The sequence below is a fragment of the Novosphingobium sp. AAP1 genome, assembly GCF_001295765.1.
In the GTDB taxonomy this organism is placed as follows: domain Bacteria; phylum Pseudomonadota; class Alphaproteobacteria; order Sphingomonadales; family Sphingomonadaceae; genus Novosphingobium; species Novosphingobium capsulatum.
On record NZ_LJHO01000005.1, the window covers coordinates 163,590 to 185,553 of the forward strand.

A 21,964-nucleotide genomic window follows, 5' to 3' on the forward strand; every position below is an offset into this window, starting at 1 on the left:
CAGCATGACAAACGCAATAATAGTCGTTTCACCCCGTGTCGCTCCCTGCTACCCACGTTTGACAGGAGGCGATCGAGACAGTGACGCAACGGCAGTTCCCGGACAAATCGCGCAAGGGCAAGGCAATGGAAAGCGCCGCCGACAGCGCGGCGCCGGACAGTGTCGCGGCCGAGGAGCGCGATAGCCCGGCGCGCGGCCCTGGCCGGCGCCTGCATGGGGCCATCGCCCACAAGCTGGGCACGGCGATCCTGTCGGGCCAATACCAGCCAGGCGATATCCTGTCGGGCGAGGTGGCCTTTGCCGAAGAACTCAAAGTGTCGCGCAGCGCCTATCGCGAGGCGATCCAGGTACTGACCGCCAAGGGCCTGGTGGCAAGCCGCCCCAAGGCCGGCACCCGCGTGCTGGAGCGCGACCGCTGGAATCTGCTCGATCCTGAAGTGCTCGCCTGGGCCTTTGCCGGCGAACCCGATCTGCAATTCGTGCGCGATCTGTTCGAACTGCGCGCCGTGGTGGAACCGGCCGCCGCGCGCCTGGCGGCCCAGCGCCGCGACAAGGCCGATCTCAAGGCGATCCGTGATGCCCTTTCGGCGATGCGGCGGCACACGCTGACCAACGATGCCGGCCGCGCGGCTGACCGTGATTTCCACGATGCGGTGCTGCGCGCCAGCCACAATGCCGCGCTCATGGTGCTGTCAGCCAGCATCGGCGCGGCGGTGCACTGGACCACCCGGTTCAAGCAGCGCAGCCGGGAACTGCCGCGCAATCCCATTCCCGATCATGCGCGCGTCTATGACGCGATTGCCGAAGGCGATGGCGAGGCAGCCTCCCAGGCGATGGGCGTTCTGGTGCAACTGGCCCTGGAAGACACCGCCAGCGCGATCGAAGCTGCCGTAAACCGCTGATCCTCCCCGGTACGGGGAGGGGGACAAGCCGCAGGCTGGTGGAGGGGAGCTTCCGCCTTGCACGCCGTTTCAGGCGGCCAATCCCCTCCACCACGCTTCGCGCGGTCCCCCTCCCCGTTTCGGGGAGGAGCCGATCAGTCTGTTGCCTTGGTCTTCGCACCCCACAGCGCGTAGAAGATGATGTAAAGTTCGCACGCGGCGGTCAGCAGGAACGAGGTCTGTAGGCCAAAGGCATCGGCCAGCTTGCCCTGCACCACCACCAGCGCGCCGCCGGCAATCGCCATGATCAGCAGGCCCGATGCTTCCTCGGTCAGCGGGCCAAGGCCCTTGATCCCGAGGGTAAAGATCGTGGGGAACATGATCGAGTGGAACAGCCCCACGCTGATCAGTGCCCACATCGCCACGGGCCCGTGGGTGAACACGGTAATCATCATCACCACGAATGCACCCACGGCGGCCAGGGCCAGCACGGTTTCGGCGCGCACCCTCTGCATGATCGCCCCGCCGGCAAAGCGGCCCACCATCATCCCGCCCCACAGGAAGGTCAGATAGCGGCCGGCTTCCTCGTGCGTCAGGTTGGCGATATCACCCTGGCTGACGAAGTTGACGAACAGGTTGGCCACGCCGATTTCAGCGATCAGGTAGATGAAGATCGCCGGAATGCCGAACACCAGGTTGCGATGTGCCCACAGCGAATGGTGCTTGCGCTCGTCTGCCGCCATGCGGCTGGTGGCGCTGCCCATGGCGGGCAGGGGATAGCGCGCGATCACCACGGCCAGCACCACCAGCACGGCAGCAACCAGGCCATAAGGCAGGATCACCGAATGCGCATCGGCCAGGCGCTCGGCCGGGGTGAGCACGGTGGTGGCGCTGGCCGTGCCGCTTTTGGAGCGGCCCAGGATCAGATAGGCGCCGAACAGCGGGGCCAGCATCGTGCCGGCCGAGTTGAGCGCCTGCACCAGGGTGAGCCGCGACGACGCGGTTTCGGCCGGGCCGACGACGGCGACATAGGGATTGGCCGCGACTTGCAGCAGGGTGATGCCGCTGGCGATGACAAACAGCATGACCAGCGTGACGCCATAGGACGGAATCGAGGCGGCCACCATCATGCCCAGCGCGCCAGCGGCCATGATCAGCAGGCCGGTGACCATCGCCATCTTGTAGCCGATCTTCTCGATCAGCTTGGCCGAGGGGATCGAGGCGACGAAATAGGCAATGAACCACACGGATTCGATCAGCGTGGTCTGGGTATAGTTGAGGTCGAACACCGCGCGCAAATGCGGCAGCAGGGTGTTGTTGATGACCGTGATGAAGCCCCACATGAAGAACAGCGTGGCCAGGAGCGCCAGCGCGCGGCCATAGCTGGCGCCGGGCGGCAAGCCCTCGCCAGGGGCAGCGGAAGCCGCAGCCGAAGAAGCAACTGGGGGCATGTCCATCCTCTCTCGAAGGGGTGTGTGTGCAACGGCAATGCGCGGCCTCGCCATCCCGTCATGATGCTTGCGAACCGGCTTGCGCTCTTTCTATTTGTCGGACTATATGCTCGGGTACGGCCACGTCAATGGCTGCGCACGTGTTTTCACGTGCCGCCCAGCGGGCAAGAAAGGCCGACCATGGAGACCAGGATGAACACCAAGGCCGCTTCCCTTGCCGCGCTGCTGGCGCTTGTGCCGTTTTCCGGTGCCCATGCTGCCCAGGCAAGCCAGGAGGCGGCAGGTTCGCTGGCCGATGGTCAGAAGGTTGTTGCCGTTACGCTCAAGGCCGCCAATGGCGTTTCGGCCCGCATCCTCAGCTATGGCGCCACGCTGCAGGCGCTGGTCGTGCCTGATCGCGCCGGCAAGCCGGCCGACGTGCTGCTCGGCTATGACGACCTCGCTGGCTATGTCGATCACCCCAACTATTTCGGGGTCACCGTGGGCCGCTATGCCAACCGCATTGCAGGCGGCAAGTTCACGCTCGATGGCAAGGCCTATCAACTACCGCTCAATGAAAAGGCCGCCAGCCTGCATGGTGGAGGCAAGGGCTTTGACAAGCAGGTGTGGCAAGTGGTGTCGGTGAAATCCGGCGCAGTGGCCAGCGTCGTGCTCAGCCATGTCAGCCCCGATGGCGACGCCGGCTATCCCGGCACGGTCAAGGCCACGGTGACCTATTCGCTGGACGAGGCGGGCAATCTGACGATCGCGTTCGAAGCGACCACCGACAAGCCCACGATCATCAACATGACCAACCACGCCATCTTCAACCTCGCTGGCGAAGGATCGTCGCAGGGCGCGATGGATCATGTGCTGACCATTCCGGCCAAGGCGTTTACGCCCATCGACGCCACGCTGATCCCCACCGGTGAATTGCGCCCGGTGGCCGGCACCGTGTTCGATTTCACGCAAGCGCGCCGCGTCGCCGATGGCCTGCGCGATGGGCGCGACCAGCAGATCGTCTATGGCCGTGGCTATGACCACAACTTCGCGCTCGACAAGGGCGTGACGGCGCAGCCGGGCCTTGCCGCGCGGCTGGAAGATCCTGCCTCGGGCCGCGTGCTCGAAGTGCTCACCACCGAGCCGGGCGTGCAGTTCTATGCCGGCAATTTCCTCGATGGCACTCTGGTCGGCAAGCAGGGCCACCTCTATCGCATGGGCGATGGCATCGCGCTGGAACCACAGAAGTTCCCCGATGCGCCCAACCACCCGTCGTTCGTTTCCGCGCGCGTCGATCCTGGCAAGCCCTATCGGCATGTCATGGTCTATCGCGTTTCCACCTCGCGCTGATAGGCCCTTATGACCGAGCACCAGACCCCGAAGCTGCGCAGCCGCGCCTGGTTCGACAATCCCGATAACATCGACATGACCTCGCTCTATCTCGAGCGGTATCTGAACTTCGGGTTGAGCCTGGAAGAACTGCGCAGCGGCAAGCCGATCATCGGCATCGCCCAGACCGGCAGCGACCTCTCCCCGTGCAACCGCCACCACCTCGTGCTGGCCGAGCGCATCCGCGAAGGCGTGCGCGAAGCGGGCGGCATCGTGCTGGAATTTCCGGTGCACCCGATCCAGGAAACCGGCAAGCGGCCCACCGCCGGGCTCGATCGCAATCTGGCCTATCTTGGCCTGGTCGAGGCGCTCTATGGCTATCCCATCGATGGCGTGGTGTTGACCACTGGTTGCGACAAGACCACGCCCGCGCTGCTGATGGCGGCAGCCACCGTCAACATCCCGGCCATCGCCCTGTCGGTGGGCCCGATGCTTAATGGCTGGCACAAGGGCGAGCGTACCGGTTCGGGCACCATCGTGTGGAAGGGCCGCCAGATGATGGCCGCCGGCGAACTCGATGCCGATGGCTTCATCAAGCTCGTCGCCTCGTCGGCGCCGTCCACCGGCTATTGCAACACCATGGGCACGGCCACGACGATGAACTCGCTGGCCGAGGCGCTGGGCATGATGCTGCCTGGTTCGGCGGCGATCCCCGCGCCCTATCGCGATCGCCAGGAATGCGCCTATCACACCGGCAAGCGCATCGTCGACATGGTGCGTGAAGACCTCAAGCCGTCTGATATCCTCACGCTCGATGCGTTCCACAACGCCATCGTCGTCAATTCCGCGATTGGCGGATCGACCAACGCGCCGATCCACCTGGCCGCCATCGCCCGCCATGTCGGCGTGGACCTGCCGCTCGATGATTGGCAGCGCCTGGGCCACAAGGTGCCGCTGCTGGTCAACCTGCAGCCGGCCGGCGAATACCTGGGCGAGGATTATTATCGCGCTGGTGGGGTTCCGGCGGTGGTGGGCCAGTTGATTGGCCAGGGCCTGATCCGCGAAGGCGCGATGACCGTCAACGGCCGCACCATGGGCGAAAACTGCCGTGGCGTGGAAATCGAGGACGAACGCGTAATCCGCCCGTTCGCCCAGCCGCTGGTGGAAGAAGCCGGGTTCCTGGTGCTCAAGGGCAACCTGTTCGACGCAGCGATCATGAAGACCAGCGTGATCAGCGAGGAATTCCGCGCGCGCTATCTGTCCAACCCGGCCGATCCCGAAGCATTCGAAGGCCCCTGCGTGGTGTTCGACGGGCCGGAAGACTATCACCACCGCATCGATGATCCTGCCGTCGGGATCACGCCCGAAACCCTGCTGTTCATGCGCGGCGCCGGGCCGATCGGCTATCCCGGCGCGGCCGAAGTGGTCAACATGCGGCCGCCGTCCTACCTCATCACCGAGGGCGTGAGCGCGCTGCCGTGCATCGGCGACGGGCGCCAGTCGGGCACCTCGGGCAGCCCGTCGATCCTCAACGCCAGCCCGGAAGCGGCGGCGATGGGCGGCCTGGCCCTGCTCGAAACCGGCGATCGCGTGCGCATCGACCTCAAGGCCGGCACGGTCAACGTGCTGGTGGCCGACGACGTACTGGAAGCGCGCCGTGCCGCGCTGGCGGCCAAGGGTGGCTATCCCTATCCCGCCAGCCAGACGCCGTGGCAGGAAATCCAGCGCGCCGTGGTCGGCCAGCTCAACACGGGCGCCATTCTGGAAGGCGCGGAGAAGTATCAGCGGATTGCCCAGACCATGGGCCTGCCGCGCGACAATCATTGATCGGAACACGGCAATGACCGGCATGGGAAAGCGTGGCGCACACCGCACTTTCCCACCTGGCGCGATAGAGAGGACCGGAGCGCGATGGCTTTGTGGCGCAAGATCGACCGCGACGTGGCCGATATCCTGGGCGAGGGCACGCTGTGGTGCCCACGCGACGGCGCGCTCTATTGGACCGACATCCTCGCCCCCGCGCTCAACCGCATGGATCTGGCAAGCGGCGCGATCAGCCGCTGGACCATGCCCGAGCCGCTCGGCTGGGTGGCTGAGGCCAAAGTGGGTGGCCTGATCGGCGGTTTTCGCGGCGGCGTCGCCTCGATCGCCTTCGATCCCGCGTCGGGCGCGCCGGTGATCGGGCCGCGCAGTGGGCCAGAGCCGCATCTGCCCGGCAACCGCATGAACGATGGCAAGGCCGATGCCCACGGCGCGATCTGGTGCGGCACGATGGACATGGCCGAAGAGCAGGACAACGGCACGCTCTATCGCCTGGCGCACGATGGCACGTTCCAGGTTATCGACAGCGGCTATGGCGTACCCAATGGGCCGGCGTTCTCGCCATGTGGGCAATGGCTCTATCACGCCGACAGCGCGCGCCGGGTGATCTATCGCTTCGCGCTGACCGACGAGGGGGTTGGCCCGCGCGAGGTGTTCGTTCGCCTGGCCGAGGATGATGGCTATCCCGATGGCATGACCTGTGACGCGCAGGGTTTTCTGTGGCAGGCGCATTGGGATGGTGGGCGGATCAGCCGCTTCGCCCCCGATGGCCGGCTCGACCGCGCGATTGCCCTGCCGGCGCGGCGTATCACCAACATCGCCTTTGCCGGCGAACGGCATGATCGCATGTTCGTGACCAGCGCGCGCGTTGGCCTTGCCGATCCGGGCGAATATGATGGCGCCCTGTTCGAGGTGGAAAGCGGCGCCACCGGGTTTGCGCCGGGTGTCTACGGCTAACGCAGGTCAGCCGCGCGCTTAATCGCTTTCCACCCCGGCATAGCCGGGCAAGTGTCGCGCGCCGTGGCCACGGGCCAGTTCGATCGCCTCGCGCAGGGCCTGGTCAAACTTGTTGGCCAGCTTGCGCGGGCCGATGTGATCGCGAAAGAAATCGGCCCACAGGAATTCGGCATAGGGCCGCGTCGTCTTGGCATAGCCGCCGGCGCGGCGCACATCGCCGGCCAGCGAGCGCCAGGGATCGTCCTCCAGCTTGCCCACCTGATGGGGCAGCGCCTTCCATTCGCGGCGGCGGCCGCGCGCATCATAGGGGTGCAGCCAGTTGTTGGCGTCGAGAAACGCCAGGAACCGCTTGCGCGGCAGGTGCGCCAGCCGCGCCACCACCGACACCAGCACTTCTTCCACCCCTTCCAGATGCAGCGCCAGGGCGAGGTGATGGTGATCGAGCATCCACAGCTGGTCATCGGGACCGATCACGGCCGGGATCATGTGTGCACCCAGAAATTCGCCGGCGGCGCTGGCTTCGTTGCGGCGCGCCCAGTCGCGGCGCTTGCGCTCCACCTCGCGCAGGCCAACGGTCATCTGCGTGGGGCGCAGGTCGGCAATCGCCACGGTCTTGAGAATCGGTTGGATCGGACCGGCCAGCCCCATGACTCACGCTCCATGCTTCACGCCTGCCGCGGCGCAGTCTGCGCCAATGCCACGGCATCGGCAACGCTGAAGGTGGCATCGCGTGCCAGATCACCCAGGCCCGATGCCGCTAGCACCGCGCGCGCGCGATCATGCGTGCGCGCCAGGATCAGGCGTCCGCCGCGCCGTGCCAGCGTGGCGTGCAATTCGCCGATCGCCTCTGCGGCGGTGGTATCGAGATCGTCACTCTCTTCCAGGCTCAAGACCACCACCGGCACGCCCAGCCCTTGCGCGCGGCGCGCCACCAGGCCCAGCACGGTTTCGGCATTGGCAAAGAACAGGGGGGCATTGGGCCGGAAGATAGCCAGCCCGCCCACTGCGCGCGCGGTATCGTGGGCGGCCATGTCGACATAATCGTGGCTGGTGCCCAGTTGCCCCAACTTGCTGAGCGAGGGATGGGCCAGGCGATAGAGCAGTTGCGCCAGGCTGAGGCCCACGGCCACCAGCAGCCCATCGAGCACGCCCAGGCTCAACACCCCCAGCGCGGCGGCCGGGGCGGTCCAGCGGTCGCGCCCCACTTTCCACGGGCGCAGCAACGGCGCGGGTGACAGGGCGTGGGTCAGCGCCGCGACGACCACAGCGGCCAGCACCGGCTGCGGCAGGCGCGCGGTCAGCGGCCCGGCCCATAGTGCCAGGGCAAGCAGGGCCAGCGCGGCAAACACGCCGGCCACGCGGCTGTTGGCGCCGCTGGCGGCATTGGCCGATCCGGCGGAAAAGCCCGCACCCACCGGCATGCCCTGCGCCAGCGCGGCGGCGGCATTGGCCAGGCCCAGCCCGGCCAGCTCGCGATTGGCATCCAGCGTATCGCCGCGCGCCAGGGCCAGGCTGCGCATCGTGCCCCAGCTTTCGGCAAACAGGATCAGTACCAGCGGCGCGGCCAGCGGCACCAGGCGCAGCCATTGCGCCGGATCACCGGGCAGCACTGGCGCGGCGAGCAGCAGGGGGGCGGGGCCGGCCTGCGCTACGCCCAACGCGGCAAAGCCCGGCAGGCTGGCCGCGGCAATGCCCAGGACCAGCACGATCAGCGCGCCAGGCACGCCGGGCCAGCGGCGCAGCAGCAACAGCAGCGCCAGCGCGCCCAGGCCACAGGCGAGCGTGGCGCCGTGCCACTGCCCTGCCTGGCGCAGGATGGTCCAGCCAACCACACCCACGCTGCCTTGCGGCGCGGGCAGCCCGGTCAAGGCCGGCAACTGGCGGATGATGATGGTCAGCGCCAGCCCAAGGGCAAAGCCGCGCAGCACCGGCCGCGCGACAAACCCGGCCAGGCTGCCCAGGCGCGCGGCGGCCAGGGCCAGGAACAGGGCGCCGGCCAGCAGCGTCAGCGCCGTGGCATTGGCCGCCAGCATCGCTGCTCCGGCCTGGCCCGTCGCCAGGCTGGCCAGGCTCGCCGCCAGAATCGCGGCGGAAGACGACGTGGGCGAAACCACGGCAAAGCGGCTGCGCCCGACCAGGGCATAGGCCAGCCCGCCGACCACGGCCGCAATCAGCGCGCGGCCCGGTGCCAGCCCGGCAATCCCGGCATAGGCGACCGCCTCGGGCAGCATGAGCCCGGCCATCGCCAGCCCTGCCAAGGCGTTGCGCGCCAGTCCCGCCATTGCCCACTCTCCTGCCAGCTGCGCCGCCGCGGCCCCCAACGCCTTGTGAAGCCGGGCCGCGCGGCGGGCAAGGGTTGACGACGCCCAGTATGCTCAGCCGCCGCTGGAGAGCAGGGCTTGGCGCTGTCCAGCGGGCGGCAGGCACTGCGCGCGATCGGTGCGCGGGGTGAGGGTGCAATCCCACCAGGCACCTTCGCCGCCGCTGTTGCGATTGCGACGATAGGCAAAGGCCAGCGTATCGAGGCTCCCCGGCGCGCCACGCCAGCCCAGCACGGTGCACCGCGGCCGGTGCCCACAGGCCTCCAGCGCCTGGATGGCATAGCGGCCGGGAAACAGCGCGGCGTCAAAGGTGATGCGGATCGGCGCGCCGTCGAGCGGCGTGTCATCGCCGCCGCCATGCAGCGCCATCAACGCGGCGCGGCCGGGCGCCAGCGCTGCCGCGGGGCCGGCATCGCGCAGAGCGGTACCCGGCAACTGGTTTATAGCAGCCAGGCGGGTGTCGACCGTCACCGCGTCGTCAGTGTCTGTCAGGCCGGCGAGGAGGGTGGGGTCAGCCGCAGCGAGCGTGCCGTCATGCGCTGGAGACAGGGCGGCGAGGCTTGGCTCCACCGGCTCTCCCGCGAGATTGGTGCCGCTCAGCCGAAACGCCGGGCCGGTGCCCCACCAACCCGGCCAGCGATAGAACAGGTGCGCGCCCACTTGCGCCAGCTTGGCCAGCCCGTCGCGCCATTTCGGCACGACGTAATCGGCATGGTAATGCGTTGCCCAGCCCACGCGCGGGTCCACCGCACCAGCAAGCGCCGCCCCGGCAATGGCGCGTGCGCGCGCCCAGGCGGCAAGACCGGGATGGCGGCGCGCCAGGCTGCCATCGCAGGTGAAGGAAAACTGGCAACCGGTCTGGCGCTGCGATCCCTGGAACACCACGCCGCACACGCTGGCCATGCCGCCGGGGCCGGCAAAGGCGGGATGGCGCGCGCGGTTGAGCACGACCTGCACCACGGCCCGCTCTCCCGAAGGATCATCCCCCGCCTCGTACCAGGCGGCGGCGGCCAGGCAATCTCGTGCCCGTTCCAGTGCTGCGGGCGCTGCCTCGCCCACTGCAAAGGGCGCGGCGGCCACTGGCGCTACCGCAATCGGCACGGCCGCATTGGACGCGCGGGCATCCTGGGCGCTTACGTCCAGCAGCGCAGCCGGATCGGGCAGCGCGGGGGGCGGTGGGCCATGCAGCGCGGCCGGCGCGCCAGCCAGATCGAGGCGCAGCGCGGCATGATCCGGGCCCGGCGCGAAGAGGCGCAACGCCGCCGCCAGCGCCACCAGAAACAGCAAGGCGATGGCCGCCCGCAGCGCGAGTTCGGCGCGCCGCGCTGCGGGATCATCGGCGCCGTCAGGGCCGTGGTGATCGGGCGTCAGATGCGGATCAAGCGGCAGGCTGGCCATCGCATTCCGCCCGTTCAAAACACATATTTCAAAGTGATGGTCGCGCGGTTCTGGTCATATTCGCGCGGCTTGGCCACGGGCGCGCTGGTGCGGCCCAGGGCATGGCGCAGCGCCCCTTCCACCATGACATGGGGCGCGGCCTGCCACGTCGCCGCAAGCCCGGCACTGGCATAGCGATCGACCCGCGCCCCGCCGCGAAAGCGGTTGATGGTATAGCTCACGCTCGGGCGCAGGATCAGCGTGCGCAGCAATTCGTGCGCGGCGCCCAGGCTGAACTGCTGTTGCTCGATCCCGGCGACATCGATGATTGGGGAGCGCTGGATAGTCTTGTCGGCCGCGAGCGACACGGTGGTCAGCGGCGTGACGTGCCATTGGACATTGGCATCGTAAGCCAGCCCGGCGATGGTGGGATAGGCCCGGCTGGCAAAGCGCTGGTGCAGATAGCCCAGCGCCACTTGCCCTTCGAGCAGGCGATCCTGGCCAAAGGCAATGCCGGCCATCACGGCATAGCCATGGCCGCGCCGGCTGGGCTGCGTGCGGTCTTCATGGGGATAGCGCGTGCTGTTGAGGCGCAGGGCGACCGACACCGCCACCGCCGAGGAGATCGGGCGGACCACCTTGGCTCCACCAGCCAGCGCCTGATAGTCGCGCGGGGCAAGCACGATGGTGGTGTTGCCATCGTGCCGGTTGAAATAGTGGAAGCGATCGAACCGCAGGTCGAACGCCAGGCGGGTGGCGCCCACGGCTTGCTCCACGCTGCCGCCCAGGCTTACCTGGCGATAGGCGATCGGCTTGACGCCGAACAGCGTGTCGCCGGTGGTGCCGCGCGCCTCGATCCGGCGATCGATCGCAGCGTCGAGGTTCACCCGCGTATCGCGCCCGATGTCGATCCGCCCGGCAGCGCCGGCGCCATAGCGATCGGTGCCTTCGGCGCCATGGCGGGCATAGCGTTCGAACAGGCCATCGGCACGCAGCGTCAGGGAATGGCGGTTCCATTGCGATTGCACGGTCACGGCCGGGGCCAGGTTGGCCCCGACATCGGCCACGCGCGGCACGCGGCGGGCATAGAGATCGTCGGTCGCCACCACGCCGAACGCCACCGTGGGCAGGATGCGCAGCGATCCGGCCACGAGCCCGGTGCCCTCCATGCCCGGCCGAATGCGGTTCTCCACGGTTTCGGGCCCGGCGCGGCGCTCTGGCGCGTTTTGCCCGGCGGCGAGCATCGGCCACGACAGCGCCCCAGCGAGCGAACCCCACCGCGCCGCCATTCGTGCCCAGCGCGCCCGGTGCCTCCGACCGGCCGCCGTCCCACGCGCCAGCGCGCCACCCCCCTGTCGCTGCTGTTGCACCATGCCTCCTGCCACCATCGCCATGGGCTGTCTGGTATCACCGGGGCGCGTCCCTCGCGGCAGCAATCGCCCCCATTGCCGAGGCACTTGGCGCGGCATCCTGGCGGTCACGGCATGTTGGGGATCAAGCGATCAGGTCAAATCCAAGCGATTCAGCGGTCTGGTATGCCGAAGGCGTGGGGCAGATTGCTGCCAAAGCCGGGATAGTCCCCCTCAGGCGTTGTGCGTAGCGCATATGCCTGGCCATTAACGATCGCGCGCAAGCATTCGTTGAGGGCTGCTGTGCCACCCATGGCAGGGTGAACCACCTGCTTGCCCGCCTTGCTCCTGTGCAACTCGTCCGCCTTGGCCGCGCCTTGGCGCTCGCCATGGCCACGCTGATGACCGCCGGCTATGTCACCGGCTGGGCATCGGCCGAGAGTACGGCGATCATGGCCTATGTTTTAGGGCTGCTGATCCTTTTGGCCGTGCCGGACCAGCCGAGTTCGGAATTGCTCGGCGCGCAGGCGGTGTGGATGAGCGTGGCCGAATTCCTGGCTGCCGCGCAATCGGGGCAGATGCAGGTGTGGCGCTGGGCGGTATCGGTCGCGGCGCTGGCGGTGGTGCTGATGTCCGTCAAGATCCAGCACTGGCGCAGCCTGGCGCGCAGCCATCCCTATTCGCCACTGCGCGATCTCGAACGGCGCGCGCCGCTGGCCAGTTCGGCCGTGCTCAATGGCCGGGTGCGGCCAGTGCGGCCAAGGCCGGGCCAACCGGCCGATGGTGGCGATGCGTCTGGCCCATCAGCGGTACGCTGGCGCCGCTCGTCGCACGGCTGACCCTGCGTCTGGGCGTGTTCTGCCACGGATCGGGCGGCCAGCCGCGCGGCATAGAAATCGAGCAGCCGCGCAACCCACGCATCGGGGGATAGCGCGAGGTCGTCGGGCAGAGCAAAGGCTGCCTCGCTCATCGCGCGGATGCGGGCGTGGTCTTGCGCCAATGCCGCCAGTTGCGCGGCAAAGCCTGGAGTATCGCGCGGGTCGATGGCCAAGCCCGCGCCATGGCGCACCAGATCGCCCGCCAGCAGCGCGGTGGGCGGCAGGATCACCGGAATGCCCGAGCGCGCCGCTTCCATCGCCACCAGGCCATAGGGTTCGGGATAGCGGCTGGGCATCACCAGCAGCCGCGCGCGCTGCGCCACGCGGGCGATCTCCGCCGGGGAAAGGCGCCCGCTGAACCGCGCCTCGGGATGGCGGGCGCGCAGCGTCGCCTCCAGCGCGCCGCTGCCCACCAGGCGCAACGGCACGCCGGCAGCGCGGGCAGCGGCAGCGGCCAGGTCTGGCCCCTTGGTTTCCTCCAGCCGGCCGACGAACAGCACCTCGCGGTTGGCTTCGGCGGCGATGCGCGTGGGCGACCATGGCACCACCGGGTTGGGCAGCGCGTGGATCGCCTGCGCGGGAATGCCGGTGCGCATCAGCAGCGGCGCCATGGCGGCATGGATCGCCAGCACCGGCGGCGCATGCGCGGGATCGAACACCCGCGTCTGGATTGTATGACGCAGCACCCGCAACAGCTTGTGGCTGCGGCTGTGGCGGTCGCAATTGGCGGTGATGCAGGCGCGCGAAAGCGGCACCAGCGGGCAGGGCTGCCCGGTGCGCAGATCGGCAAAGGCCCCGTTGGGACAGGCGAGGAAGAAATCATGCGCGGAAATCACCAGGCGATCGCGCACCGGAGCCAGCGCATGGAACACGGCGGGTGAAAGGATCTGCAGCCAGCCATGCAGGTGATAGACTGTGCGCGGCGTATCATGCTGCGCAATCCAGCGCGCCACCATCCGCACTGCGCTGCGGTTCCACAAGGCGGCCAGCGCGGCTTCCATCCGGGGGCGGGAAAGCAGCCGTCCCTGGCCCAGCGCAACGCATGCGATGCCCTCTGCCGCCAGGCTGCCATCGTCGCCGGCATCGCCGACCAGTAGCGTCACGTCATGCCCCAGCGCGCGGAATGCGCGGGCCGAGGACAGCGCCAGCGCACTGGCGCCGCCCATCGGCCGCGCCAGATCGTTGATTACCACGATACGGTCGATCGTCGTCCCGCGCATCAGGCCGGCACCACTGCGGTGGCACTTGCCGTTGCGCGCGGGTGCGGCGTTTGGCCCTTGGCAAGGCGAGGCTGCGCTGCATGGGCCAGGCGCCGGGCCAACCGTGCCACATCGGCGCGAGTGCGGCTGATCAGGCTGGCGAGCGCCGCGCGGTCCACCCCTTCGGCCAGGGCTGCGTGCGCGAGGTTGACCATCGCGGCCGCCGTCATCGCCGGGCCATCGACGGCATAGGCGGCGCGCCCGGCCAAGGCAAAGAAGCTGGCGAGCTTGTCATCCCAGGTCAGCCCGATGGTGGGCACGGCAAACGAATGGGCGGCGATGCAGGCATGCATGCGGTGGGCGATGACCAGGTCGCACCCGGCAACGAACCCCGCCAGATCGGCCGGCGCGGCAAAAGGTGCGGCTATGCTGACACGCCCATGGCCCTGGCGCGGCACACCGCCGCGCCACTCTGCAGCGGCGCGTTCTGCCGTCCAGCGCGGCGCGTGGCGGGTAAGGCAAGCGCGGTCTTCCGGGCTGCCGTTGGTGAACAGGATCACGTGCAGCCCCTGCTGAGCCAGGGCGGTGGCGAGCGCGCCGTACCAGTCGATCACCGCCGCATCGTGCAAGGCGCCAGCAGCCTGCGCCGCTGCGCCGTGATGCTGCCCCACGTGATAGCGCAGCGCCAGTGGATCGGTGATGCACAGCCCCACGCGGCGTTCGCGCGGGGCGCCGGTGGCCGGGGCTGCCTCGGCAGGGGCAGATGGCCCGCGCGGATAGTGCAGGCTGGCGAGCAGGCCAGGATCACCCACCACCTCTGCCGCGACGGCGCCACGGTTTTCCAACTGGCCAGCCCAGGCCAGGCGGCTGGCTTCATCGCGAACGGCGGCATGGGCCAGCGGGCGGCGGGCCAGCGCGCGGGCAAACAGCGCCCGCCCGCGCGGCGACCAGTGCGCACTGGCGCCCACGGCATGGACCGCCAGCGGCAACCCACGCCGGGAAACCTCTGCGGCGGCGCTGCGCAGTTTGATCGGGAAATTGAGATCGGCATCGGTCAATAGGTTGCCGCCACCGATCACCACGGCATCGGCCCCGTGCAGGGCGCGGGCGACATGCCGGCGCAGCGCCAGCCGGCTCAACGCCATCAGTGCAACGCCAGCCATCACGCGGCGCAGCGCCGGCGGCACCGCTTCCAGCACGGCCAGCATGCGCCGCCGCCGCCCCGCCGATGCGGCCGACCAGCCATGGCGCCCGGCAATGTCGATCGAATAGACATCGGCCCCGCCCAGCGCATGGGCCAGTTCGCGCTCAAGGCATTCGGCCAGCAGCCCATCGCCCAGGTTGGGGCTGTACTTCACGTTGAGTAGCGCCACGCGCAACGGCCGCCGCGCTGCCGACATGCCGGCCGGTGAGTCTGCGGCAAGCGGGGCAGGGGAAGCGGATGAGAGCGGCATCGCGGGTAGCGTCCTTGGACCGGAACAGAAAAGGGCACCGGAACGGCCGCGCGCGGCCTTGTCCCGATGCCCTTAGTGTTCCTGTCCTGCTGCGCTGCGGCAAGGATCGATGCAGCCACAACCCGACCGTTACGGACCGATCGGCACCCCGATCAGGGCGTCAGCCCGCCGCCGAGCACTTCATACAGCGTGACCATGTTGGTCGCTCGCGCCAGCCGCGCGGTGACCAGCGCCTGCCGCGCCGTGTAGGCGGTACGTTCGGCATCGAGCGGTTCCAGGAACGTGTTGATGCCGTTCTGATAGAGCGACTGGGTGATGCGTGCCGCCTTTTCGGCGTTGGCAAGATTGCTTTCCTGCGCGGCCACCTTGTCGTCGATCGTGCCGCGCCGGGCCAGGGCATCGGCCACTTCGCGAAATGCGGTCTGGATCGACTTTTCATAGGCCGCCACCGCCGCATCGCGGCTCGCCTTGGCATAGGCGAGGTTGCCGGCATTGGCGCCGCCATCGAACAGCGTCTGCGTGGCGCTGCCGCTGGCCGACCAGGCAAAGGTGCCGCCGTTGAACAGCCCCGACAGGCTCGAACTGGCGAGGCCGAGCAGGCCGGTCAGCGAGATCGACGGGAAGAACGCTGCACGGGCCGCGCCAATGCGCGCGTTGGCGGCTTTCAAGGTATGCTCTGCCTGCAGCACATCGGGCCGGCGCAGCAGTACGTCAGACCCCAGGCCCACCGGCAGGCTGGCCAGGGTCTGGCGCCCGTCACCCAGGGTCTTGGGCAACAGTGTTTCGGGCACGGGGGCGCCCACCAGCAGTTCCAGCGCGTTGCGATCCTGCGCCACATAGGTGGTATAGTCCGCCACATCGGCGCGCGCGGTGTCCAGCGCGGTTTGGGCTTGGGCGATGGCCAGCTTGGTGCCCACGCCATTGGCTTCCAGTTGCTGGGTCAATTGCAGGGTCTTGCTGCGCGAGGCGAACGTGGCCTGGGCCACGGCGAGCGCGTCGCGATCGGCGGCCAGGGTCAGCCAGGCCGTGGCGGTTTCCGAAACCACGGTGATCTGGGTGGCCTTGCGCCCTTCGTCGCTGGCCAGATAGGCCTCGAACGCGGCCTTGCTGGTGTTGCGCAGCTTGCCGAACAGATCGACCTGATAGGCCGACACGTTGCCGCTTACCTCGTAGTTTTCGCTGCGGATCGTGCTGTTGCGCGAGATCGAGGCGCTGGGGCCGGCAGTGACCGTGGGCACCAGCGCGGCACGGTCCACGCGATAGGTCGCGCGCGCCTGCGCCACGGCAGCTACCGCGCTGCGCAGGTCGCGGTTGCTCGACAGCGCCAGGGCAATCGTGTCGCGCAGCTGTTGATCGGTAAAGAACGCCTGCCAGCCGATCGCATCCACCCCGCCGGCGCCATCGGCCAGCGTCGGATAGCTGGCGCCCTGCGGCAGGCTGGGCGCCACCGGCAGATCGGGGCGCACGTACTTGGGCGCCAGGTTGCAGGCGCCAAGCGCCATCACGGCCACGCCGCACAGCGCGGCCCGGGCGGTTTTCACGATGGGCGCGGTCATGCCTGCGGCTCCTTTTCCATGGCGTGGCTATCGGCCGGGGGAGTGTCCTTGCCGTTCTTGCCGCGAGCGAAGACGCGCTTCACCAGCACGAAGAACAGCGGCACCAGGAAGATCGCCAGCAGCGTGGCAGACAGCATGCCGCCCAGCACGCCGGTGCCGATCGCGCGGCGACCATTGGCGCCGGCCCCACTCGCCACCGCCAGCGGAATGACGCCGGCGATAAACGCCACCGAAGTCATGATGATCGGGCGGAAACGCAGCCGTGCCGCTTCCAGAGCGGCTTCCATCGGGGCAACGCCACGATGCAGCGCCGCCTCGGCAAATTCCACGATCAGGATCGCGTTCTTGGCCGACAGCCCGATGGTGGTGAGCAGCGCCACCTGGAAATAGATGTCGTTGTTGAACCCGCGCAGCGTCACGGCCAGCACGGCGCCGATCACGCCGAGCGGAATGACCAGCAGCACCGACACCGGCACCGACCAGCTTTCATAAAGCGCCGCCAGGCACAGGAAGATGAAGAAGATCGACGCGCCATAGAGCAGGCCGGTCTGGCTGCTGGCGGCGCGTTCCTGATACGACAGGCCCGCCCACGCCACGCTATAGCCGCCATTGAGCTTGCCGGCGAGGTCTTCCATGGTCTGCATCGCCTGGCCCGAACTGATGCCGCCCGCCGGGTTGCCCACCACTTCCTGCGCCGCGATGCCGTTGAAGCGCGGCAGCACCGGGGCACCAACCGTCCAGTTGGTCTGGGCAAAGGCGGCAAACGGCGCCATCTGCCCGTCAGACCCGCGCACATACCACTGGCCCAGATCCTGCGGCTTGCTGCGATAGGGTGCATCGCCCTGGACGAATACCTTCTTCACGCGGCCACGGTCGACGAAGTCGTTGACATAGGTGCCGCCCCAGGCAGTCGACAGCGTGGAGTTCACGTCTGCCGGCGCGATCTGGAAGGCGGTGATCGCCTCGTCGTTGAGCGCCACGTTGAGCTGCGGCGTATCTTCCAGGCCCTGCAGGCGGGCTTGCGCCACGCGGCCACTACCGTTGGCATCGTCGACCAGCTGCTTGCGCGCTGCGGTCAGCGCGGTGCGGCCTTGGCCGGCGCTGTCCTGGAGATACATGTCGAACCCGGCCGAGTTGCCCAAGCCGCGAATAGCCGGCGGCGACAGCACGAAGATCTGCGCCTTGCTGCCCAGCTTCTGGGCAAACAGCTTGTTGAGGCGGGCGGAAATGCCCGCAGCGCTGTTGTCGCTGCCGGCGCGCTCGTCCCAATCCTTGAGCAGGATGAAGCCCTGGCCGGTATTCTGGCCCGAGCCACCCTGGCCGCGCCCGGCGATGATGAACACCGCGCGGATATTGTTGCCTTCGGTCTGCTGGATAATGTCCTGCGCCTGCTTGGCCACGGCCTGGGTCTGCTCCATGGTGGAGCCGACCGGCAGGGTGTAGCTCATCATCAGCTGGCCCTGGTCCTCGTCGGGCAGGAAGCTGGTGGGCAGGCGGGTATAGAGGAACACCATCGCGCCGATGATCGCCACGAAGGCGAGCATCCATGGCAAGGGGCGGCCCACGATCCCGCCCAGGCGGTTCTGATAGCCTTCCTGCAACCGATCATAGCGACGGTTGAAGCCGGTGAAGAAGCGGCCGTGCGGCTTTTCCTCCGCCTTGAGCAGCGTGGCGCACAGTGCCGGGGTCAGGATCAGTGCAACCAGCACCGAAAGCCCCATCGCCGAAACGATGGTGATCGAGAACTGGCGATAGATCGCACCAGTCGATCCGCCAAAGAACGCCATGGGGATGAACACGGCGGTCAGCACCAGGGTGATGCCGATCAGGGCCGAGGTGATTTCGCCCATCGACTTGACCGTGGCATCGAGCGGCGAAAGATGCTCCTCGTGCATCACACGCTCGACGTTTTCGACCACGACAATGGCATCGTCGACCAGCAGGCCGATCGCCAGCACCAAGCCGAACATGGTCAGCGTGTTGATGGTATAGCCCAGCAGCGCCAGGATGCCGAACGTGCCGAGCAGCACCACCGGAACCGCGATCGCCGGAATCAGCGTGGCGCGCCAGTTCTGCAGGAACAGGAACATCACGACCACGACCAGCGCGATCGCTTCGAGCAGGGCCTTGACCACTTCCTCGATCGAGATTTTGACGAAGGTGCTGGAATCGCGCGGGTAGGAGATCTGGTAGCCTTCGGGCATGGACTTGGCCAGCTCGTCGATCTTGGCCTTGACCAGCTGTGCCGTCTTCATCGCGTTCGCGCCCGAGGCAAGGCTGACCGCGATCCCGGTGGCCGCACTGCCATTGAGCGTATTGATCGAGGAATAGCTTTCCTGGCCCATCTCCACGCGCGCCACGTCGGACAGACGCACTTCGCCGCCATCGGCGCTGGTTTTGAGAATGACCTTCTTGAAATCATCCACCGTCTGCAGGCGCGAACGCGCGGTGACCGTAGCGTCCAGACGTTGGCCTTGCGGCGCGGGCAGGGCACCCACTTCGCCGGCGGCGACCTGGGTGTTCTGCGCGGTCAGCGCGGCGTTCACGTCGGACGGCATCAGGTTGACCGCGGCAAGCTTGGCCGGATCGAGCCAGATGCGCATGGCATAGGACGAACCATAGACGTCGGCCGAGCCCACGCCTTCGACGCGCGAGAGCGGGTCCTGGATGCGCGTGGTCAGATAGTCGGCGATGTCGGCATTGGTGCTGCGGCCGGTGGTGTCATAAAGCGCCATGACCAAGAGCTGGTCATTCTGCGCCTTGGTCACCGTCACGCCCTGCTGCTGCACCACGGTGGGCAGGCGGCTGGTCGCGCGCGAAATGGCGTTCTGCACCTGCACCTGCGCCGTATCGGGGTTGGTGCCCTTCTCGAACGTGGTGGTGATGTTGGCCGAGCCATTGCTGCTGGTCGAGGTGAAATAGAGCATGCCGTCGATGCCCTTGAGCTGCTGCTCAAGCACCTGCGTCACGCTGTTTTCCACCGCCTGCGCATCAGCCCCGTTGTAGGTGGCGCTGATCGAAACGGTTGGCGGGGCAATGTCGGGGTATTGTTCCACCCCCATGGTGGTGATGGAAAAGGCGCCCGCAGCCATCACCACAATAGCGATGACCCAGGCAAAGATCGGGCGATTGGCAAAGAAGCGCGACAGCATGGAGCGTTACTTTGCCCCCGCGCTGGCCGGGGCGGGGGTGGCATCAGCAGCAGGCGCAGCGGCAGGAGCCGTCGCAGGCGTGCCCTTGACCTTGGCGCCTGGCTTGGCCTTGATCAGCCCTTCGGTGATCACCTTGTCACCGGCGGCCAGGCCGCTGGTCACCAGCCAGTTGTTGCCCACGGGCGTTTCGGCGGTCACGTCGCGGGTTTCCGCCTGGCCCTTGGCGTTGATCACCAGAACCGTGGCCGTGCCACGCGGGGTGCGGCTGACCGCGCCCTGCGGCACCAGGATGCCGTTGGGCACGATGCCCTGGACCAGCCGCGCCTTGACGAACAGGCCGGGCAGCAGGTCACCCTTGGGATTGGGCACCGTCACGCGCAGAATCACCGTGCCGGTCTGGCTGTTGACATCGACGTCGGCAAAGTTGAGGCGGCCTTCCACCGGCCACTCGGTTCCATCGGCCAGGATCACCTTGACCGGGGCCGATCCATCGGCCGACAGCTTGCCCGACTGCAGCGCGCGGCGCAGCGCCATGTAATCGTTGCTCGATTGCTGGATGTTGACCCACATCGGGTCCAGCTTTTGAATCTTGGCCAGCGCATCGGTCTGGCTGGAGGTGACGAGCGCGCCCTTGGTCACGCTGGACACACCGATGCGGCCGCTGATCGGCGCGAGAATGCGGGTAAAGCCCAGGTTGACCTTGGCGGCCTGCAACGCGCCTTGATAGGCCATGACCTGGCCGCGCGCCTGGTTGTAGGCAGCCAGGGCATCGGCGGCGTCCTGGCGGGAAATGCCGCCCTGGTCAGCCAGCACTTTATAGCGTTCGGCCTTGAGGCGCAGCGATTCCACCGTCGCGCGGGTGGCAGCGAGGTTGCCGGCGGCCTGGCTTGCCGTGGCGGCATAGCTGCGGGAGTCGATCTGGTAGAGCGGCTGGCCGGCGCGCACCATGCTGCCTTCGGTGAACAGGCGGTCCATGATGATGCCGGTCACCTGCGGGCGCACCTCGGCGATCTGGCTGGCCACGGTGCGGCCGGACAGTTCGGTGGACACCGGCACGGCCGTGGGCGTGGCCACGATATAGCCAACCTGCGCGTCTTGCTTGGGCGGGCCTTCCTGGCCCTTGCCGCAACCACCCAGCATCAGCGTGGCACCCAGGGGCAAGGCAGCCAGGGCGAGGGGCGTGAGCGCGCGTGTGGCCGCCAGGCGAAGGGCCGGGAACCGGAAGGAGGGAGCAACCGGAAGACTGTGCAACATTATTTCACCGACATGTATGATTCGCAGGGCCGCGTAGCACAGCCTTGTCGGCCAAAGTGGACGAAAGCCGATTTGGCAACGCCCTGCGACACTTTGTGACAAGTAGCAGCAACCCGCGGGAGAATGTCTGTCGGGATCACAGAAAGGCTTGCGAGGCAAGCATTAACCCACGTTAGAGCCCTTTCGGGTGATCATGGGAACCGATGCGCGTGTGCCGCGTTTTGGTGGGTTGTTCTGGTCGTGGCGCAGGCGGCAATTCGCGGCACCGCCACGCGCTGGCTCAGCGCGCGGCGTAGAGCAGCCGGCCAGGGCCGAGCAGCCCCAGCACACGATCGATATCGGTGTTCGACACGGCAAAGCAGCCCTGGCTGCGGCCAACGCGGCCCTGCATGTTGGCAATGTCGGGGCCAACATAGCTGGCGGCGTGGATCACGATACCGCGCATCTGCGCCAGATTGTTTTCCGGATCGAGGCCGATCAGCCGGCGCGAACGACCATGCCGCCCGTAATAGGTGTCGCCGGTCAGGAAGCTGCCGCTGCACGATGCTTCCGAACCGTATTCGTTCGAAAGCCGTTCCACCCAGCCTTTGTTGGCAGGATCGGAACCCCGGCCATGCGCCACGAGGTGGGAGGACAAGACCCGGCCGCTGGCCACATCGACCAGTTGGAAGCGCGCCTCCCGCGAGGGGGCGGAAAAATCGACGATGCCGATCACGTCTTGCGCGGCAACATGGTTGCCATGTTCGCGCAGTGCACCAAGAGCGCGGGTCAGCAGAGCCGGGCTGTCTGCCGCGGGCGAGGGGGGAGGAAGCGTGGCTGCGCCGGGGCCAAGGCCGGGTGCCCAGGCACCGTTCGAACCCTGGATAGGCGCAATCGCTTCTGCCGCCGCGCGCGGAAACAGCGCCGAGGCCGCCGATCCGGCAAGTGCGCCAAGGAACTGGCGCCTGCCAAATGTCATGATTGCGAGACCCCGAAACAAACAATTGCGTTATGCTATGGGGTCCAA

The 21,964-nt window shown here is 67.8% G+C and carries 15 protein-coding genes; 4 read left to right on the top strand and 11 right to left on the bottom strand.

All coding sequences use genetic code 11. The annotated features are described in order from the left end of the window. Positions 1 to 80: 80 nt before the first annotated feature. Entirely contained in the window at positions 81 to 902 is an 822-nt protein-coding gene (locus tag IP65_RS12595) for a FadR/GntR family transcriptional regulator (protein WP_022674850.1), read from the top strand. 134 nt (positions 903 to 1,036) lie between these two features. On the opposite strand, the gene IP65_RS12600 is transcribed toward IP65_RS12595, so the two are convergent. Next, positions 1,037 to 2,332 (bottom strand): sugar MFS transporter, encoded by a 1,296-nt coding sequence (locus IP65_RS12600; RefSeq protein WP_028657472.1) that lies wholly within the window; start codon positions 2,330 to 2,332, stop codon positions 1,037 to 1,039. A 192-nt stretch (positions 2,333 to 2,524) separates the two neighbouring features. Here IP65_RS12600 and IP65_RS12605 point away from each other — a divergent pair, with 192 nt between their 5' ends. The 3 genes from IP65_RS12605 (at position 2,525) to IP65_RS12615 (ending at position 6,418) form a co-directional block, all read left to right on the top strand. Continuing rightward, positions 2,525 to 3,661 (top strand): galactose-1-epimerase, encoded by a 1,137-nt coding sequence (locus IP65_RS12605; protein WP_022674852.1) that lies wholly within the window; start codon positions 2,525 to 2,527, stop codon positions 3,659 to 3,661. 9 nt (positions 3,662 to 3,670) lie between these two features. Next, on the top strand, positions 3,671 to 5,467 hold the full coding sequence (locus IP65_RS12610) for an IlvD/Edd family dehydratase (protein ID WP_022674853.1): 1,797 nt from the start codon (positions 3,671 to 3,673) through the stop codon (positions 5,465 to 5,467). Positions 5,468 to 5,551: 84 nt separating this feature from the next. After that, positions 5,552 to 6,418, top strand: a complete 867-nt coding sequence (locus tag IP65_RS12615) for an SMP-30/gluconolactonase/LRE family protein (protein WP_022674854.1) — start codon at positions 5,552 to 5,554, stop codon at positions 6,416 to 6,418. A gap of 18 nt (positions 6,419 to 6,436) precedes the next feature. Here the strand turns inward: IP65_RS12615 and IP65_RS12620 are convergent, their stop codons facing one another. The 10 genes from IP65_RS12620 to IP65_RS20870 all read right to left on the bottom strand — a co-directional run bounded on the left by IP65_RS12620 (position 6,437) and on the right by IP65_RS20870 (position 21,916). Beyond that, positions 6,437 to 7,066, bottom strand: coding sequence for a ParB-like protein (locus IP65_RS12620; protein ID WP_022674855.1), 630 nt, complete (start codon positions 7,064 to 7,066; stop codon positions 6,437 to 6,439). A gap of 17 nt (positions 7,067 to 7,083) precedes the next feature. Next, complete coding sequence (locus IP65_RS12625; protein ID WP_082350121.1) at positions 7,084 to 8,700, bottom strand: SulP family inorganic anion transporter; 1,617 nt, start codon at positions 8,698 to 8,700, stop codon at positions 7,084 to 7,086. A gap of 93 nt (positions 8,701 to 8,793) precedes the next feature. Next, on the bottom strand, positions 8,794 to 10,137 hold the full coding sequence (locus tag IP65_RS12630; protein WP_054131958.1) for a cell wall hydrolase: 1,344 nt from the start codon (positions 10,135 to 10,137) through the stop codon (positions 8,794 to 8,796). A gap of 14 nt (positions 10,138 to 10,151) precedes the next feature. Continuing rightward, the gene (locus IP65_RS12635; RefSeq protein ID WP_022677175.1) at positions 10,152 to 11,405 is read right to left on the bottom strand and encodes an outer membrane beta-barrel protein; all 1,254 of its coding nucleotides are present in this window, start codon (positions 11,403 to 11,405) and stop codon (positions 10,152 to 10,154) included. Positions 11,406 to 12,141: 736 nt separating this feature from the next. Further along, on the bottom strand, positions 12,142 to 13,563 hold the full coding sequence (locus tag IP65_RS12645; protein WP_082350122.1) for a glycosyltransferase family 4 protein: 1,422 nt from the start codon (positions 13,561 to 13,563) through the stop codon (positions 12,142 to 12,144). Continuing rightward, complete coding sequence (locus IP65_RS12650) at positions 13,563 to 14,942, bottom strand: polysaccharide pyruvyl transferase family protein (RefSeq protein WP_231627681.1); 1,380 nt, start codon at positions 14,940 to 14,942, stop codon at positions 13,563 to 13,565. Before IP65_RS12650 ends, IP65_RS12645 begins: the two co-directional genes overlap by 1 nt. Positions 14,943 to 15,148: 206 nt before the next feature. Next, entirely contained in the window at positions 15,149 to 16,552 is a 1,404-nt protein-coding gene (locus IP65_RS12655) for an efflux transporter outer membrane subunit (RefSeq protein WP_054131959.1), read from the bottom strand. Next, on the bottom strand, positions 16,549 to 19,704 hold the full coding sequence (locus IP65_RS12660) for an efflux RND transporter permease subunit (protein ID WP_054131960.1): 3,156 nt from the start codon (positions 19,702 to 19,704) through the stop codon (positions 16,549 to 16,551). Before IP65_RS12660 ends, IP65_RS12655 begins: the two co-directional genes overlap by 4 nt. Positions 19,705 to 19,710: 6 nt before the next feature. Then, a complete protein-coding gene (locus tag IP65_RS12665; protein ID WP_054131961.1) occupies positions 19,711 to 20,958 on the bottom strand; it encodes an efflux RND transporter periplasmic adaptor subunit in 1,248 nt (415 codons plus the stop codon). A 280-nt stretch (positions 20,959 to 21,238) separates the two neighbouring features. Continuing rightward, entirely contained in the window at positions 21,239 to 21,916 is a 678-nt protein-coding gene (locus IP65_RS20870; RefSeq protein ID WP_022677364.1) for a murein L,D-transpeptidase catalytic domain-containing protein, read from the bottom strand. Between the last annotated feature and the right edge of the window lie 48 nt (positions 21,917 to 21,964).